Origin of the sequence: Comamonas nitrativorans (assembly GCF_042654765.1) — a bacterium.
GTDB classification, from domain to species: Bacteria; Pseudomonadota; Gammaproteobacteria; order Burkholderiales; family Burkholderiaceae_C; genus Comamonas; species Comamonas nitrativorans.
The window spans coordinates 17596-34760 of the sequence record NZ_JBHSEW010000009.1 but is presented as its reverse complement, the minus strand read 5'-3'; the positions used below and the strand labels follow the sequence as shown (position 1 = coordinate 34760).

Annotated in this window: 17 protein-coding genes; 5 read left to right on the top strand and 12 right to left on the bottom strand. The window is 65.2% G+C overall.

The genetic code is table 11. The features are described from left to right. Positions 1-43: 43 nt before the first annotated feature. Positions 44-1375, bottom strand: a complete 1332-nt coding sequence (locus tag ACFO3A_RS10885; protein WP_377726273.1) for an MFS transporter — start codon at positions 1373-1375, stop codon at positions 44-46. A 114-nt stretch (positions 1376-1489) separates the two neighbouring features. Beyond that, complete coding sequence (locus tag ACFO3A_RS10880) at positions 1490-2809, bottom strand: NAD(P)/FAD-dependent oxidoreductase (protein WP_377726271.1); 1320 nt, start codon at positions 2807-2809, stop codon at positions 1490-1492. 243 nt (positions 2810-3052) lie between these two features. Here ACFO3A_RS10880 and ACFO3A_RS10875 point away from each other — a divergent pair, with 243 nt between their 5' ends. The 5 genes from ACFO3A_RS10875 to ACFO3A_RS10855 all read left to right on the top strand — a co-directional run bounded on the left by ACFO3A_RS10875 (position 3053) and on the right by ACFO3A_RS10855 (position 7265). Continuing rightward, entirely contained in the window at positions 3053-4024 is a 972-nt protein-coding gene (locus tag ACFO3A_RS10875) for a LysR substrate-binding domain-containing protein (protein ID WP_377726270.1), read from the top strand. Positions 4025-4159: 135 nt separating this feature from the next. Next, positions 4160-4624, top strand: coding sequence for a bacterioferritin (gene bfr, locus ACFO3A_RS10870; protein ID WP_377726269.1), 465 nt, complete (start codon positions 4160-4162; stop codon positions 4622-4624). A gap of 201 nt (positions 4625-4825) precedes the next feature. Further along, complete coding sequence (locus ACFO3A_RS10865) at positions 4826-5293, top strand: MarR family winged helix-turn-helix transcriptional regulator (protein WP_377726268.1); 468 nt, start codon at positions 4826-4828, stop codon at positions 5291-5293. 65 nt (positions 5294-5358) lie between these two features. Then, positions 5359-7041, top strand: a complete 1683-nt coding sequence (locus tag ACFO3A_RS10860; RefSeq protein ID WP_377726267.1) for an FAD-dependent monooxygenase — start codon at positions 5359-5361, stop codon at positions 7039-7041. Between the two features lie 29 nt (positions 7042-7070). Then, positions 7071-7265, top strand: a complete 195-nt coding sequence (locus ACFO3A_RS10855; RefSeq protein ID WP_377726265.1) for a DUF2783 domain-containing protein — start codon at positions 7071-7073, stop codon at positions 7263-7265. Between the two features lie 141 nt (positions 7266-7406). Here the strand turns inward: ACFO3A_RS10855 and miaA are convergent, their stop codons facing one another. The 10 genes from miaA to ACFO3A_RS10805 all read right to left on the bottom strand — a co-directional run bounded on the left by miaA (position 7407) and on the right by ACFO3A_RS10805 (position 17115). Continuing rightward, the gene (gene miaA / locus ACFO3A_RS10850) at positions 7407-8408 is read right to left on the bottom strand and encodes a tRNA (adenosine(37)-N6)-dimethylallyltransferase MiaA (protein WP_377726264.1); all 1002 of its coding nucleotides are present in this window, start codon (positions 8406-8408) and stop codon (positions 7407-7409) included. A gap of 18 nt (positions 8409-8426) precedes the next feature. Next, positions 8427-9650: a multidrug effflux MFS transporter gene (locus ACFO3A_RS10845; protein WP_377726262.1), complete on the bottom strand. Its 1224-nt coding sequence runs from the start codon at positions 9648-9650 to the stop codon at positions 8427-8429. A gap of 26 nt (positions 9651-9676) precedes the next feature. Further along, the gene (maiA, locus tag ACFO3A_RS10840) at positions 9677-10333 is read right to left on the bottom strand and encodes a maleylacetoacetate isomerase (protein WP_377726261.1); all 657 of its coding nucleotides are present in this window, start codon (positions 10331-10333) and stop codon (positions 9677-9679) included. Between the two features lie 22 nt (positions 10334-10355). Further along, positions 10356-11678 (bottom strand): TRAP transporter large permease, encoded by a 1323-nt coding sequence (locus tag ACFO3A_RS10835; protein ID WP_377726259.1) that lies wholly within the window; start codon positions 11676-11678, stop codon positions 10356-10358. Further along, positions 11675-12241 carry a TRAP transporter small permease gene (locus ACFO3A_RS10830; RefSeq protein WP_377726257.1) on the bottom strand — a complete coding sequence of 189 codons (567 nt, stop codon included), beginning with the start codon at positions 12239-12241 and terminating at the stop codon, positions 11675-11677. Before ACFO3A_RS10830 ends, ACFO3A_RS10835 begins: the two co-directional genes overlap by 4 nt. Positions 12242-12346: 105 nt before the next feature. Then, a complete protein-coding gene (locus ACFO3A_RS10825) occupies positions 12347-13366 on the bottom strand; it encodes a TRAP transporter substrate-binding protein (protein WP_377726255.1) in 1020 nt (339 codons plus the stop codon). 40 nt (positions 13367-13406) lie between these two features. Then, positions 13407-14420 (bottom strand): fumarylacetoacetate hydrolase family protein, encoded by a 1014-nt coding sequence (locus tag ACFO3A_RS10820; protein ID WP_377726254.1) that lies wholly within the window; start codon positions 14418-14420, stop codon positions 13407-13409. Positions 14421-14546: 126 nt separating this feature from the next. Then, on the bottom strand, positions 14547-15092 hold the full coding sequence (locus tag ACFO3A_RS10815) for a VOC family protein (protein ID WP_377726252.1): 546 nt from the start codon (positions 15090-15092) through the stop codon (positions 14547-14549). A 49-nt stretch (positions 15093-15141) separates the two neighbouring features. Next, positions 15142-15372, bottom strand: a complete 231-nt coding sequence (locus tag ACFO3A_RS10810) for a DUF2783 domain-containing protein (RefSeq protein ID WP_377726251.1) — start codon at positions 15370-15372, stop codon at positions 15142-15144. Positions 15373-15429: 57 nt separating this feature from the next. Continuing rightward, complete coding sequence (locus ACFO3A_RS10805; protein ID WP_377726250.1) at positions 15430-17115, bottom strand: FAD-dependent oxidoreductase; 1686 nt, start codon at positions 17113-17115, stop codon at positions 15430-15432. Between the last annotated feature and the right edge of the window lie 50 nt (positions 17116-17165).

The following is a 17165-nucleotide window of genomic DNA, read 5'->3' as shown; positions in this document are numbered from 1 at the left end:
AATGCCGCCAATCCAGCCTGTGGCGGCACACAGGTTGGGGGAATTAACGGTTGAGCGAAGCGGCGTCTTCCAGGCTCATGCCACGGGTTTCCGGGGCCAGCCAGATCGACACCAGCAGGCCGACGATGGACACCGCCGCCGCCGCATACATGGTGTGGCCGATGCCGATACTGGCCAGCGAGAGGGGCACCAGCCAGGTGCCGACTGCCGCGCCGATGCGCGAGATCGACGCCCCGATGCCCACGCCGGCGGCCCGGATGTCGGTGGGGAAAATCTCGTTCGGGTACACCAGTTGCAGCACCTGCGCACCGCCGATGAACAGCGCGTACAGGCCGAAGAAGGTCAGCACCAGCCACTCTGCGGCGTCCGAGAACGTGCCCAGGCCCAGCAGCGCCAGCGCCGACAGCAGAAAGCTCCAGATCAGCAACGGGCGGCGGCCCATGCTGTTGACCAGGGGGGTGGCAACGATGCAGCCCACCACGAACAGCAAGGTGATGGCAATCGAGCCATAAGCGGCCCAGTCGCCCGTCAGGTGCAGGGCATCCAGCACCTTGGGCACGAAGGCATAGACGGCGAACACCGGAATCACCGAGCAGGCCCAGAACACGCCGACGAACATCAGGCGCTTGCCGTAGCCGGACTGGATCAGCGTGCCCAGGGACACTTTCTTTTCCGCCGCCACGACCGGCATGTTGGCCAGGGAGAAGCCGGGGCCGTAGACCTTTTTGATGACGCCATCGGCCTGTGCATGGCGGCCTTTGCTGACCAGCCAGCGGGCCGATTCCGGCGTGCCCAGGCGCACCAGCAGCAGCGGCACGCCCAGCAGCGCGGGGCTGGCCAGCACCCAGTGCCAGCCGTCCGGGCCGGCGGCGCTCAGGATGGCGTTGCCTGCGATGTAGGCCAGCGCCGCACCGGCAAACCACAGAATCGTCAGCGCCGCCAGCCGGGGGCCACGGCTTTTGCTGGGCAGAAATTCCACCAGCAGCGAGCTGGCCACCGGGTATTCGATGCCCACGCCGATGCCGATGATGAAGCGCAGGAGGAAGATCGCCAGCGCCGATTCCACCCACAGGTGCGCCAGCGAACAGACGATGAACAGCAGCGGCGGCACGAAATACAGCTTCTGGCGCCCCAGCTTGTCGGTGAGCCAGCCGCCGAAAAAGCCCGCGAAGAAAATGCCCAGCAGCGCCGAGGCGGCAATCATGCCTTCCCAGAAGCCGGAGAGTTTCAGTTCCGCCGATACCTGCATCAGGGCCACGCCGATAATGCTGAGAATATAGCCATCCATCACCCAGCCGCCGCCCGAGCGCACGGTAAGCAATTGGTGAAAGCCGTTCAATGGCACATCCTCGATGGATGTCGTGTTTTTTTGCATGGTGATTATCTCCAGTCGTTGTAATGAGAATAGGGGGCAAAAATCCCGCTGAATGAATGGCAGCATTCAGCAAAAAATGAGAAAAATAAAAAGTTGAATCCGGCGGTGCCTGAATCAGGCTTCCCTGCCCGCCCGCATCTGGCCCCACCACAGCGTGGCATTCACGCCGATGGACAAAAACGGCTCGGGCGGCAGCCGGTTGGGGCCGGAGGTGTCCAGCAGGAAGTCCATCAGCGGGTGGTACTTGTTTGCCACCATGTCGGCCAGCAGCATCCCCGTGACGGTGCCGCGCGTCACGCCCAGGCCGTTGCAGAACAGGGCGCCGTAGACCCTGGGCGCAAGCTGGCCGAAAAAGCCCTTGTGGTTCTGCGTCAGCGCCAGCGAGCCGCTCCAGGTGTATTCGAACTCCACCTTCGGCAGCATCGGAAAACGCCGCTCGAAGGACTGGCGGTGGTTGCGGGCGAAGCGCTCCAGGCAATGCGGCTTGGACTGCTGGCCGGGGTTGAAGCTGAAGCTGTTGCGCATCAGGATGCGGTTGTCGTGCGTGCGGCGCACCGTGCTGCCGAAGGGGTCGGCGGGAATCACGCCCCAGAAGGGCTGGCCGCCCAGGGCGGACTGCTCGGCCTCGGTCAGTGGCCGGCTCAGGCTGGCGTACAGGTACATGGGCAGCACCGTGCCCTTGAGAAAGCCGAAGCGGGCGCCAAAGGCGTTGTTGGCCAGGATGATCTGGTCGGCCACGATGCGGCCATTGGCGTGAGTGAGTGCTACCTTGTCGCCATAGTCCACTTCGGTGATCGCCGTGTTCTCGTGCAGGGTGACGTTGCCGGGCAGGCTGTCGGCCAGCCCCTTGACCAGGGCGGCGGGCTGCACCAGGGCCGTGCCGGGGGTGAACAGCGCCTGGCGGTAGAAGGCCGTGCCGATGTGCGCGGGCAGGTCTTTGCCGGCAATCATTTCGTAAGGCTCGCCCAGCTTGTCCAGCCCGCGCCGGTAGGCGTCCAGCACGGCAATGCCGCGATTCTCCACCGCCGCCTGGTATTTGCCGCTGGAGCGCAGGTGACAGTCGATGCCGTGCTGCTCGACCAGATCGCGCAGCGTGTTCTGGCCCAGGCGGTTGAGCTGGAGGGTGGTCTTGGCGATCCCGATGTCGCCGATGTAATCGTCCGCGCCGATGTCGTGCGGCAGGTCGATGGCAAAACCGGCATTGCGGCCCGAGGTGCCGAAGCCCACCTCCTGCGCCTCGATCAGCACGATTTCATCGCCGGGAAAATTCAGCGCCAGTTGCCGTGCCGCAGCCAGGCCGGTAAAACCGGCGCCGATCACCGCCCAGCGGACGGCTTTCTCGCCGCGATGGGCGGGCCTGGGCAGACGGGCCGGGGCGGTATGGAACCAGCCGCACCGGGCGTCGTCTTTGGGTGTCACGCTTACTTTGGTCATTCAAGTCCCCTGTTATTTTCCGATTTGCAAATGCCGTGCAAAAACCAGCGTGTTATTCAATGGCACCCAGGCTTTGCAATATCCCGTCTGGAATAAAAAATAACCCCTCTAGCGGATATAAACGGGTGTTTCACTTCCTAGGGTTATTACCTAGATAATGTTTTTTCCAGGCGGACGAAGTCTAGGTATTCTGAAAACACTGCACAATTAACATTTCCGGCCATGAATTGATAACCTGGTGTTATGAATAATCCCCCCGCCTCCGACCAGACTTTGCTCAAAATGCCCTCGCTGCGGGCCGTGCGCTGCTTTGTGGCCGCTGCGCGTTACCAGAGCTTCACCCGCGCTGCCGAAACCCTGTGCGTCACCCAGGCCGCCATCAGCCGCCAGATCCGCGAGCTGGAGGAACACCTGGGCACCGCCCTGTTCGAGCGCACCGGGCGCTCGGTGCGGCTGACCACGGCGGGTTCCATCTTTTTCGACGCGGCGCAACTGTCCTTTCTGAACATCGCCCAGGCGGCGGCGCGTATCCGCAAGGACTACGGCGGCAACGCCCGGCGCACGCTGCAGCTGTGCTGCTCGCCCGCGTTCTCGGCGCTGTGGATGGCGCACCGGCTGCCCAGCTTTTTCAGCGCCAACCCGGACATCGACCTCGACCTGGTCACCACGCAGAACTTTCTGTCGCTGGAGCCGGGCATCCAGCCCGACATCTTCATCACCAAGATGTCGCGCCTGCGCGATGGCTACGCCAGCGTGCCGCTGTTCCACGACCGCATCTACCCGGTCTGCACGCCGCAGTACCTGGGCGAGCACCCCGAAATCGCCAACCTGGAAGCACTGCGCAACGGCGTGCTGCTCAACCTCAGCCCCTATGGCCGCTCCCAGGTGGCCGAGCATGTGGACTGGAGCGTGTGGCTGGCCGTGCATCGCCTGGACATGGAAGACCGCCTGAAGAACGGGGCGCATTACTTCAACGCCAACGACTACAACCTGCTGATCCAGATGGTCTTGAGCGGCCAGGGCGTGGCGCTGGGTTTCGACCATCTGGTTCGCCCGCTGATCGACCAGGGGCTGCTGACCCGGCCCGTGGTGCAGGAGCTGGTGCTGGAGGAATCGCGCCACTACTTTGCCTACCGCGAGGACAAGGCGGGCGACGACGCGCTGGGGCGGTTCAGGAACTGGTTCTTCGCCTACAGCGGCGTGGCGGCGGCGTAGTGGGACAAAGGATGCGAATGCCTCTGCTTACGGCACGCATCCAGAACGCTGGCCCCCGGGAATTGCCGGCGGGCTTTGATTCCCGAGGCCCGGTGCGGGATACTCCCGGCTTTACAACCCTTCAGAGTTCATACCATGCAAGGCCATCCCGAAGTCATCGACTACCTCAAAGAACTCCTGCGCGGCGAGCTGACGGCCCGTGACCAGTACTTTGCCCATTCGCGCATTTACGAAGACCAGGGCCTGAGCAAGCTGTTTGCCCGCATGGACCATGAAATGCAGGAAGAAACCCAGCACGCCGATGCCCTGCTGCGCCGCATCCTGATGCTCGGTGGTCGCCCCGACATGCGTCCCAAGGAGCTGAACCTGGGCGAGAACGTGCCCGACATGCTGCGCAAGGATCTGGCGGCCGAATACTCGGTGCGCGACAACCTGCGCAAGGGCATGGCCTTGTGCGAACAGTACGGCGATTACGTCAGCCGCGACATGCTGCTGCAGCAATTGCGCGATACCGAGGAAGACCATACCTACTGGCTGGAAAAACAGCTGGCCCTGATCGAACAGGTGGGGCTGCAGAACTATCTGCAAAGCCAGATGTAGGCTTTTCCAGGCGCCGGGCGATTGCGTCTGGCGGTCACTTCAAGCCGGTTTCGTGCGTATGGAACCGGCTTTTTTGCGCCCTAATTTGTTGCATACGCAACCAAATTGCCGGGTTATTGGTTGCGTATGCAACTAATAATTTGGATACTTCCCTCTCGGCGTGGCGGGCAAAGGCCCGGCACGGAACCAGGATTCATGCTTATGACCACTCTTCGCACTGCTGCCCAGGATCCGTTCGATCTGCCTCTGGACCGCATGTTTACCTACCGGCTGCACATGCTGGGCAAGTTGTCGGACCCTTCGAGCCAGCACGCCTACGTGCAGGAGACGGGGCTGTCGCTCAGTGACGGGCGGTGCCTGATCACCATCGGCAGTTTTGAGCCGTTGTCCGTCAAAGACCTGGCCCGGCGATCCAATCTGAATAAAAGCCAGGCCAGCCGCGCTGCCCAGGCGCTGGTCGAGCAGGGACTGGTCAGCAAAACGGAGAGCGTTGCGGATGGCCGGGGGGTGGTTCTGGCCTTGACGCCCGCAGGCAGGGAGCGTTGCGCGGCGGCCCATGCGCTGGTTCTGCGCCGCAATCGGGAGATTTTCGGCTGCTTGAGCACCGCCGAGCTGGAGCAGTTCAGCGCCCTGCTCGACCGCCTCATTGCCCATAACGTCCGCGCCTGATTGCCTGCATCGGCGCTTGGTGGCGTGCCCGCACGATTTTTCTGATTTTTTACCTGGAGACAAACATGCACCAACCCACTACAGAGCCGCGTCCGTCCATTTACTACCCGTATGAGGTGTTTGCCCCGTGGCTGCCTTCGGCCCACGGGCCGCAGGTACGTCAGCAGGTCGTTATTGTGGGGGCCGGCCCGGCAGGCATGGTCACGGCTCTGGAGCTGGCCCGCCACGGGATTGCCAGCGTGGTGCTGAATGCCGAGTTGCAGTTTTCCCAAGGCAGCAGGGCAATTGTGTTCACGCGCCGCTCGATGGAAATCCTGCAACAGGTGGGGGTGGCCGATCGCATGACGGCGGCCGGTCTGCCCTGGCGGTTTGGCAATTCGTTCTATCGCAACCAGCTGTGTTTCCGTATGGAAGCGCCGCACGATGAGAATGATCGCTATTACCCCATGCTTAACCTGCAGCAGCAGTACCTGGAGCAGTACCTGTACGAAGCCTGCGCCGCCAATCCGTTGATCGACTTTCGCTGGGGCAACAAGGCTGCAGCGGTGACGCAGCACGACGGCTATGTCAGCGTGTGCGTCGATACGCCGGAGGGGGGGTACGTCCTGGAATCCGGCTGGCTGGTGGCTGCCGATGGCGGACGTTCCGCCATCCGCGAGGCTTGCGCGTTGCGCATGGAGGGGGCTTCGTACGAGGGCTTTTTCGTGATTGCCGACATCAGGGTCGATCTGCCCCTGCCGACGGAGCGCCTGGCTTATTTCGACCCGGACTGGAATCCAGGCAACACGATCCTGATGCACCGCGAGCCGCATGGCATCTGGCGCGTCGATTACCAGTTGCCCGAGGGCGAAACTCCGGAGGAAGCGCTGCGCCCCGAATCGCTCAAGGCGCGTATTGACGCCCAGCTGGAGATGATCGGCTTTGGCGGCACGCCCTGGGAGATGGATTGGAGCTCGGTTTATTCCGCCCGCACCCTGACGCTGCCGGACTACGTGCACGGCAATATCCTGTTCGTGGGCGATGCGGCCCACCTGCTGCCTATTTTTGGCGTGCGCGGGGCGAACACGGGCTTTCAGGATGCCCAATCCCTGGCCTGGCATCTGGCCTATACCCTCAGGGGGCTGGGCGGCGGCAAGCTGTTGGCCAACTACAGTGCCGAGCGGGTTGGCGCGGCGCGGGAAATTATTGACGAGGCGGGCAAAAGCACCCGTTTCATGGCCCCGCCGGCGGGTGGTTTCGCCCTGCTGCGGGATGCCGTGCTGTCGCTGTCGCTGACCGAAGAGTTTGTCCGTCCGCTGTACCACTGGCGTACTTCGCGTCCGCATGAGTACAGCCGTTCGGCGCTGAACAGCGCAGGCGACGACAACGCCCTGTTCACCGCAGGCCCGGCGCACGGAGCGCCGCCGCAAAACATCCGCTTGGGCGCGAACGACTACCTGCTCGACCACCTGGGGGGCGGCTTTGAATTGTTGTACTTCACCCAGGGCGAGGCCCTGCCCCGGCCTTTGCTGGCGGTGGTGGAGCAGGCCCGCGCACGCGGCCTGACGCTGCGCGTGACGGCCATCGGCGCGGCGCAGGCAGTGGCCGGGGCCGACCAGACCCTGGCCGATGCCAGCGGCCGGCTGCGCCAGCGCTACGGCGTGCAGGCCGACGGCGCGGCCTATCTGCTGCGCCCCGATCAGCACGTTTGCGCCCGCTGGCTGACGTTGGACGCCACGCGCCTGCAGGCGGCGCTGGCGATGATCTGAAAATCGATGCAATGAAGGAGCAACAAGCCATGACATCTCCCATCACTACCCTGACCCTGGACGGCCTGGAAACGGTGTACGACCGCCTGGCCCAGGCCATAGACCGCGCCGGAGAAGACAAGCGTGCGCTGTTTCTGGTGAAGCTGGCCCTGCTCAATGCCCAGGCGCTGGGCGACGCGGAGCTGTTCCAGCAGCAGATGGAGAAAGCACTGCTGAATTTATAAAAAAGATAGCTTCTATCGCTTGTCAGTAATTGTTTTCAGAATAAAAAATATCTGAATCGATTGTTATGAAAGCGGTAGAAGCTCATATTTTATTTGTTCACCTGCCCGTCCCCAGTCCGTTCAGCGCGGAGCCGGGGCAGTTCATCCGCGTGCCGGGGGCAGGCAGGCCAGCGCGGCCTGCACCAGTTGCTGCTCGGCCTCCGGCGCGTCGCAGGCGATGGTCTGGCGCTGGGGCATGGAGCGCAGCCAGGTGATCTGGCGCTTGGCCAGCTGGCGCGTGGCGGCGATGCCTTTTTCGCGCAGGCCGGGCAGGTCGGGCTGATCGGAAGGGAGGCCGCTGGCGGCGGCCAGGTCGAGCGCCTCCCACGCCTGGCGGTAGCCCACGCAGCGCATGCTGGGCAAATCCGGGTGCAGGTCGCCGCGGGCGCGGAGCTGCTGCACTTCGGACAGAAAGCCGCCCTCCAGCATGGCGTCGAAGCGCCGGGCGATGCGTTCGTGCAGCCAGGCGCGGTTCTCCGGTTCCAAGGAAAAAAAGGCACCAGCGCTTATGGGGTTTGCGCTGGCAGCTCTGGTTTTTGCCTGATGAAAGTGGGACAGGGGCTGGCCCGTGGTGGCCCACACCTCCAGGGCACGCTGGATGCGCTGGCTGTCGTTGGGGGCCAGCCGGGCGGCGGTGGCGGGGTCTACTGCGGCCAGCCGGGCGTGCATCGCGGGCCAGCCGTGCTCGGCGGCCTCGGCATCCAGCCGGGCGCGGGTGGCGGGGTCGGCGGCGGGCATGTCGTCCAGGCCGTCCATCAGAGCCTTGAAGTAGAGCATGGTGCCGCCCACCAGCAGCGGCACGGCGTGGCGCTGGCGGATGGCGGTAATCAGGCGCGTGGCATCGCGTACAAATTCGGCGGCGCTGTAGCTGTGCAGCGGGTCGAGGATGTCGATCAGGTGGTGCGGCACCCGGGCCAGCTCGGCGGCGCTGGGCTTGGCGGTGCCGATGTCCATGCCGCGATAGACCAGGGCGGAATCCACGCTGACGATTTCGCACCCCTGGCCGCGCAAGGCCAGAGCGGCGGCCAGGGCCAGGGCGGCGGCCGTCTTGCCGCTGGCGGTGGGGCCGGCGATGGCGATGCAGGGCAGGGCAGGGACAGTCACTGTGCAGGCTGGGAACGGCTAGGACGAAGGCGCGAATTTTTGCACAGGCCACCAGGCCACGATGGCCAGGGCGATCGAGCAGCCCCACACCCCGTACACCAGGGGCCAGATCGTGTTGTTGGACTGCTGGCCCAGCCACAGGCCAATGGCAAAGGCCAGCAACATCATCATGAACCCGTTGAACGCCGAGGCCACGCCCGCTGCCTGGGGAAAGGGCGCCACGCACCCCGTCTGGCCGCAGGGCTGGTGGATGCCGTGCCCCAGGGCGAAGATGTAGAACGGGCACAGCAGCGCCAGCGGGTGGTGCCAGCCCAGGAAGGCGGCACCGGCCAGCAGCGTGCCGCCGGTGATGCTGAGCAGGCCGCCGATGGCAACGGTGCGTTGCAGTCCCCAGCGGGCCATCAGGGCGCGGCACAGGAAGGTGCCCAGAAAGTACGCCAGCCCCGAGGTGAACAGCACCCAGCCGTAGTGGGTGCGGCTGAGTCCCAGCACGCCGATGAAAATGAAGGAGGACGTGGCCAGGTAGGTGAACAGGCCGCCGTAGGAGGCCGTGGTCAGCAGGGAGTACGACCAGAACGTGGGATGGCGCAGCACCAGGCTCCAGGTACGCACCAGGGTGCCCGGTTGCAGTGCCCGGGGGTTGGGGCGGGCCAGGGTCTCCGGCAGATACCGCCAGACCAGAAGCAGGCAGGCCAGGGCATACACCGTGACGGCGGCCAGCGGAGCCCGCCAGCCCAGCATCTGGGCCAGCAGGCCGCCCACCGGGGCGCACAGGCAGGCCACGACGCCCAGCCCGGTCAAGGCCTTGGACATGGCCCGTGCCCCGGCCACGGGGTCGTACAGGTCCCGCACGATGGCACGGGCACACATCACCACGGCGCCCATCGCCGCGCCCTGCACGGTGCGCCACAGGATCAGCCAGTCCATGCTGGCGGCGGCCACGCTGCCCACCGAGGCCAGGGCGTACAGCACGATGCCGCAGAGCAGGATCGGGCGACGGCCAAAGCGGTCGGACAGCGGCCCCCAGACCAGTTGCGAACAGCCGAAGGCCAGCAGCAGGGCACTCAGGGTGAGCTGCCCTGCGGCCACGGTGCTGCCCAGGGCCTGCGTCAGGGCGGGCAGGGCGGGCAGATAAACGTCGGTGGTGACGGGCTGCAGGCTCAGCAAGGCGGCCAGTACGACGATGGTGATGGCCGCCCGGGCCGTGCGGGCGGCAGGGGCAGATGCGGTGGGAACAGGCATGGCAATGCGGCCGGAGTGTAGCGCTGCTATGCCTGTGCGTCGGGCTGCTGCTCGGGGGCAGCCTGTTGGAAGGCGGGCAATTGCTCGCAGGCGGCCACGATGCGGGCGATGGTGGGGTAGTTCTCCAGCGGGCAGCCGAAGCGCCGGGCATTGAACATCTGCGGCACCAGGCAGCAGTCGGCCAGGGAGGGGCGGTCGCCGTGGCTGAAGCGCCCGGTGGCGCCGCTGCTGGCCAGCATGGCCTCCAGGGCGTCCAGGCCCGTGCATACCCAATGCTGGTACCAGGCGGTTTTCTGGGCCTCGGTCGTGCCCAGCTCCTGCATCAGGTAGCGCAATACGCGCAGATTGTTGAGCGGGTGGATCTCGCAGGCCACCGCCTGTGCCAGGGCCCGCACGCGGGCGCGGCCCAGGGCATCGGCGGGCAGCAGGGCGGGGCGGTCGGGGTAGGCCTCGTCCAGATACTCCATGATGGCCAGCGATTGGGTCAGCACGGTGCCGTCCTCGGTGGTCAGGGCGGGCACCAGCTGCTGCGGGTTGATGGCTTGGTAGGCCGGGCTGTGCTGCTGCCCGCCGTCGCGCACCAGATGGACGGGGGCGCTGGCATAGGGCAGCCCCTTCAGACCCAGGGCAATGCGTACGCGGTAGGCGGCCGAGCTGCGAAAGTAGGTGTACAGAGTGAGCATGGGGAAAACAGGCCTCCTGGCTTTAATTGAGCATGTGGACGAGCCACAGCGAAAGCCCGGGCACCAGCATCAGCACCACCGTGCGCACCAGGTCGGACAGGATGAAGGGCAGGGTGCCCTTGTAGGTTTCCTTCATCGGCACGTCCTTGGCCAGGCTGTTGATGATGAACAGGTTCATGCCCACGGGCGGGGTGATGAGGCCGATTTCCACCACCATCAGCGCCAGGATGCCGAACCAGATGGCCTTGTCCGTCTGGCCCAGGCCCCAGAAGTCCAGCCCCAGCACGATGGGCAGGAAGATGGGAATGGTCAGCAGCAGCATGGACAGGCTGTCCATCACGCAGCCCAGCACCAGGTAGATCAGCACGATGCCCACCAGCACCAGCATGGGCGACAGGTCGGAGCTGAGCACCCACTGCGCGGCGGCCACGGGCATTTGCGAGATGGCGAAGAAGGCGTTGAGCAGGTCGGCGCCCAGCAGGATGAGGAAGATCATGGCCGTGGCCGATGCCGTGTCCAGCGCGGCATCGACGATGCCCTTCCAGGTCAGCTCGCGCATGAACAGGGCCAGGGCGCCGGTGGCCATGGTGCCGATGGCGGCGGCCTCGGTCGGGGTGAAGATGCCGCCGTAGATGCCGCCGATCACGGTGATGAACACCGCCATGATGGGCCAGACCTCGCGCAGGGTGCGCAGGCGCTCGGGCCAGCTCATGCGCGGCGCAGCCGGGCCGCTGCTGGGCGAAACGCGCACGTAGACCATGATGGCGACCATGTAGCCGCCCAGGGCCAGCAGGCCCGGCAGCAGCGCGGCGATGAACATCGAGGCCACGTTCTGCTCGGCCAGCACGGCGTAGATCACCAGCACCACCGAGGGCGGAATCAGCACCCCCATCGTGCCGCCCGCCGCCAGGGCGCCGGTGGCCAGCGCCGGCGAATAGTTGTAGCGGCGCAGCTCCGGCAGGGCCACCTGCCCCATCGTCGCCGCCGTGGCCAGCGAGGAGCCGCAGATGGCCCCGAACCCGGCGCAGGCGCCCACCGCACTCATCGCCACGCCGCCCCGGTAGTGGCCCAGGAAGGCGTTGGTGGCCTGGAACAGCCGCCGCGACAGCCCGCCGCGCGAGGCCAGGTTGCCCATCAGCAGAAACAGCGGCACCACCGACAGGTCGTAGACCGAGTAGCGGGCGAAGGCCATGGTCTTGGCGTAGTTGAACAGCGGGTCGATGCCCGCCACCAGGGCGTAGCCGATGCCCCCGGCCAGCAGCATCGCCACGGCAATGTGGATGCGGATGACCAGCAGCACCAGCACCAGCCCGCCCATCAGGAATCCGATCGTGACGCCGCTCATGCTGCACCTCCCTGGCCGTTGTCATTCATGTTGCGGCCCAGATTCCAGGCGGTGTAGAGGGCGGTGAGCGTCAGCAGGGCAAAGCCGGGGGCGATGGTGATGTGCGCCCACCACAGCGGCCAGTCCAGAATCATCGACGCCTCGCCGTTGCTGTAGGCGTCGATGGCGCCCGCCGTGCTGCGCCAGGTCAGCCAGGCGGCGACGAGGGCCAGAACCAGTGCGGTCAGGATGTCCAGCAGGGCGCGGGTGCGCGGGCTGGCGCCGTGGGTGAAGAAGTCCACGATGACGTGGGCGTTTTTCATCTGGGCGTAGGGCAGGAAGGAGGCAATGGCCAGCGAGCAGACGATCTGCACGATTTCCACGTCCCCCATGACGGGGGTATCGAACAGGGCGCGGCCCAGCACGCTCCAGGTACACAGCAGGCAGATGCCCACCAGCAGCACCACGCCGCACAGGGCGGAAAGCTGGGACCAGCCCAGCAGGAAACGGCCCAGCGCATCCTGCGGGGCCGCCGGGGCGCTGGAGGCAGATTCGCCTTCGGGGGGATGGAGAACTTCGGTCATCGGATATTCAATAAAAGAAGCTTCTACCGCTGGTAAACAAAGGATTTCAGATAAAAAAAACACTCTGAAATTCAATCAACAAGCGCGGTAGAAGCTATGGAGTTTTTATTTTGCGTACTTGGCAGACAGGGTTTGGGCGTCTTCCAGCATGGCCTTGCCGTCGTAGCCCTTGGCTGTCACTTCCTTCACCCAGTCGGTGGCGACGCGGGCGGTGGCTTTCTGGAAGCCCTCCACCTCGGCGGCGCCGATGGTGTTGAACTGGTTGCTCCGGTCTTGTGCCTGCTTGCGGGCGGCAGGGGCCGATTCATCCCAGACCTTGCCGACTGAGGCCGAGAAGTCCGCGCCGGAGTTGGCGTCGATCACCTTCTTTTGCTCCGGCGTCAGGCTGTCGTATTTGGCCTGGTTCATGGCGATGGTGAACAGCGTGGTGTACAGGCCGGGCTGCGGCGGGTTGATTTCCGAGTGGTACTTGGTCATCTCGTGCAGCTTCATGGTCGGCACCACTTCCCAGGGCATCACGTAGCCATCGACCACGCCCTTGGAGACTGCATCCGGCGTCTGCGGCATGGGCATGGCCACGGGGGTGGCGCCCAGGGCGGCAATCATCTTGTTGGTCAGGCGCGTGGGGGCACGCAGCTTCAGGCCCCTGAAGTCGGCCACCTTGGTGATGGGGCGCTTGTTGTTGTGAATCTGTCCCCGGTCATGCGTGTGGAAGGCCAGAACCTTCAGGCCCGCAAAGTCCTTCTGGCCGTACTTCTGGTAAATCTCCCAGGCGGCGCGGCTGCTGCCTTCGGCATCCTTGGTCAGGAAGGGGATTTCCATCACCTCCATCGACGGAAAGCGCCCGGCGGTGTAGCCCGGCAGCGTCCACACGATGTCGGCCACGCCGTCGATGGCCTGCTGGATCAGTTGCGTCGGCGTGCCGCCCAGCTGCATGGAGGGGTAAATCTGGCATTGCAGGGTGTTGTTGGATTCCTGGGCGATCTTGGCGCACCAGGGTTCCAGCACCTTTTGCTGCGACAGCGCGGTGGCGGGCCAGAAGTGGGCCACTTTCAGGATCACGGGGTCGGCGCTGGCGGCCAGGCTGGCGCTGGCGCAGGCCAGGGCGATGAGGGTTTTTTTCATGGTGCTTGTCTCCTTCGGTTTTGTGAAATTCAGCGGGCGCTCAATCCAGGCTGCGGGTGTCCACCGGGTTTTCGATGGTGCCGAAGATGTTCTGGCCCTGGGCGTCGAACATCTCGATGCGCACCACGTCGCCGTGGCGCATGAAGGGCGTGGCGGGCTGGCCCTGCTCGATGGTTTCGTAGGTGCGCACTTCGGCCAGGCAGCAATAGCCCACGCCGCCGTTGGCAATCGAGGAACCCCACAGGTTGCCCTGCTTGTTCGACACCGTGCCCGAGCCGATGACCGAGCCGGCGCACAGCGTGCGCGTCTTGGCCACGTGGGCAATCAGCTGGCCGAAGTTGAACGTCATGTCCACCCCGGCGTTGGGTTTGCCGAACAGTGCGCCGTTCAGATGCACCACCAGCGGCAGGTGGACCTTGGCGTCCTGCCAGGCGTCGCCCAGCTCGTCGGGCGTGACGGCCACGGGGCTGAAGGCGCTGGCCGGTTTGCTCTGGAAAAAGCCGAAGCCCTTGGCCAGCTCTGCCGGAATCAGGTTGCGCAGCGATACGTCGTTGACCAGCATCACCAGCCGGATGGCCTTGGCCGCTTCCTCGGGCGTGGCGCCCAGGGGCACGTCGCCGGTGACGACGGTGACTTCCGCCTCCATGTCGATGCCCCAGGCCTCCTTGGCGACGATGGGTGCACGCGGGGCGATGAAGCCGTCGCTGCCGCCCTGGTACATCAGCGGGTCGGTGTAGAAGCTCTCGGGCACCTCGGCGTTGCGGGCGCGGCGCACCAGCTCGACGTGGTTGATGTAGGCCGAGCCGTCGGCCCACTGCCAGGTGCGCGGCAGAGGGCTGTGGCAGGCGGCCTGGTCGAACGGCTGGCCTTCGATCGCGCCGCTGTTCAGCGCTGCGTACACCTGGCGCAGTTGCGGCTCCACCGTGGCCCAGTCGTCCATCGCGGCCAGCAGGGTGCGGGCAATGGCGGGCACGGCGCGGCAGCGGCTCAGGTCGCGGCTGACGACGACCAGGGTGCCGTCGCGGCCGCCTTGTTGCAGGGTGGCAAGTTTCATGGAGTGGGGTTCCTTCAGGTTGTTATTCCATTGCTCAATCATTCGAGTACGCGAAGGCGAAGCGCAGACAGTGCTGACGCACGGCAAGCGCAGCCGACAAAGTAATCGGATGATTGAGCAATGGAATTAGTTGGCGTAGCTGCCGTCGTGCATCCAGCGGGCATGTTCGGGCGCCTTTTTGGTGCGGTCCCATTCGTTGAGCATGTCCCACTTCACTTCGTCGAGCATTTTGTTCATCTTCGGCGTGGCGGTGTCGGCGGCCAGCTCCAGGCGGTGGCCCGAAGGGTCGCGGAAGTAGATGGACTGGAAGATGGTGTGGTCGGTGGGGCCGATGACTTCGATGCCGTCGGCTTCCATCTTCGCCTTCACCTGCATCATGGTGTCGATGGAATCGACCTTCAGCGCCAGGTGCTGCGTCCACGCCGGGGTGTTGGCATCGGACGGGGCGATCATCGGCTGCTTGGTCGGCAGCTCGAAGAAGGCCAGGATGTTGCTGCCGCCGATGTCGATGAAGATGTGCATGTAGGGGTCAGGCTCCTTGGTCGAGGGCACCTGGTTCTCGGCAATGGCGAGGATGAAGTTTGCGTCCAGATACTTCTGGTACCACTCCACGGTTTCCTTCGCGTTTTTGCAGCGGTAAGCGACATGGTGAACGCCGTTGAGAAAGGCCATGGTTGTCTCCTTGGTGGTGGTTGTGGCAGGTGGTGGGTTGTGGTGGCGGTTAATTCTGGAAGGGCTTGCGGGCAATCGCCAGCGCCTCGCGCAGCACGCCGATGTCGCCGATGTGGTTGGCCAGCAGCAGCACCAGGCGGGCATTGACGGCCAGGCTCTGCTCGTCGCTCAGGCCCTGGTGGGTGTCGATCAGGGCTTCGTAGAAATCGTCGCCGGGCGAATACGCCTGGAAGTAGCGCTTGCCGGGTTCTTGCAGGTTGGCGTCGGTGATCAGGGGCATGGCGGGGTGTCTCCTTGGATTTTTATGGGGTGCCTGGGCCGTGGGCCGTGGGCTGTTTTAGGCGCTGGCAGCGGCGTTGCCCGTGGCGCGGGCCACGGCGGCACGCACCCGGGCGGCGTCGAAGCTGCGCCAGCGGGCGGCAACGTGCTGGTCGGGGCGCACCAGGTAGCAGGTGCCCGGCTGCATGTCGTAGCGCTGGGCAATGGTGCCTTGTTCGTCCAGCAGCGTCGGCAGTCCGTGCCCGGCTGTGCCGGCGGTGTTCGTTTTTGCCACCACCACGGCCCGCACGCCGATGTTGTCGTGGGCCAGGGCGGCCAGCGCCCGGGCCTGGTCGGGGCCGATCTGGCTGGCGTCGTCGACGTAGCACAGCAGCTGGAATTGCGTGTCCATCTCGCCCAGCAGCCAGCCGGTGCGGCTGCCGGTGGCGGGGGCGTCGTCCATCGGTGCGCCGGGAATCATGTTGCCCGCGAAGGGTTCGGCATCCGGCGTGTTCAGCGGCGAATCGACCAGCCAGCTCGGCACCGACAGGCGGCCCGAGTTCACCAGGGCGCGGGCAAAGGGGTAGTCCTGCGCCAGCTCCAGCACGGCATTGCGGAAGGCCTTGCTGACGTTGCTCTTGGGCGTGATGAAGTCGGTGGAGCGCGTGGAGTTCATGATGTTCTCGTCGGCGGCGTAGCAGCGCTCGGCGCTGTAGCTGTCCAGCAGGGCGGCGGGGGCCTTGCCGTCCAGCACCAGTTTCAGCTTCCAGGCCAGGTTGTCCGTGTCCTGGATGCCGCTGTTCGCGCCGCGGGCGCCGAAGGGCGAGACCTGGTGCGCCGCATCGCCCACGAACAGCACGCGGTTGTGGTTGAACTGGCCCATGCGGCGGCACTGGAAGGTGTAGACGCTGACCCATTCCAGCTCGAACTCGCGCTCGTCGCCCAGCATGGCTTTGATCCGGGGGATGACGTTTTCCGGCTTTTTCTCGGCCTCGGGGTCGGCGTCCCAGCCGAGCTGGAAGTCGATGCGCCAGACGTTGTCGGCCTGCTTGTGCAGCAGCACCGACTGGTTGCGGTGGAACGGCGGGTCGAACCAGAACCAGCGCTCTGCCGGGTAGTCGGCCTTCATCACCACGTCGGCAATCAGGAAGCGGTCCATGAAAATCTTGCCGTCGATGTCCAGCCCCAGCATGGTGCGGATGGGCGAGCGGGCGCCGTCGGCGGCCACCAGCCAGTCGCAGGTCAGGGTGTAGGCGCCGTCGGGCGTTTCCACGCGCACGGTGGCCTTGTCAGTATCTTGCTCGACGCTGATGACGTTGTTCTTGAAGCGCATCTCCAGGTTGGGCAGCTGGCGGGCGCGTTGTACCAGGTAGTCCTCCAGGTAGTACTGCTGCAGGTTCACCATGCCGGGGCGCTGGTGGCCGTCCTGCGGGCGCAGGTTGAAGCTGAACACCTCGCCCTCGCCGAAAAAGGTGCGGCCCACGTTCCACGACACGCCCTTGTCCACGCAGGGGGTGCCGCAGCCCATGCGATCCAGCACCTCCAGCGCCCGCTTGGCGTAGCACACGCCGCGCGAGCCGATGGACACCGTGTCGTCGTTGTCCAGCAGCAGCACCTGCTGGCCCTGGGCCGCCAGGTCGATGGCCATCGACAGGCCCACCGGCCCGGCGCCGACCACCACCACGGGGTAGTGACCGCTGCGCTGCTCGGCCACTTCGGGCGGGCGCACGTATTCGAATTTGGGATAGGTGTAGGTGGATAGCATCTTGTCTCCGTCGGGTGTAATTCTTTTAAAAGATAGCTTCTACCGCGCGT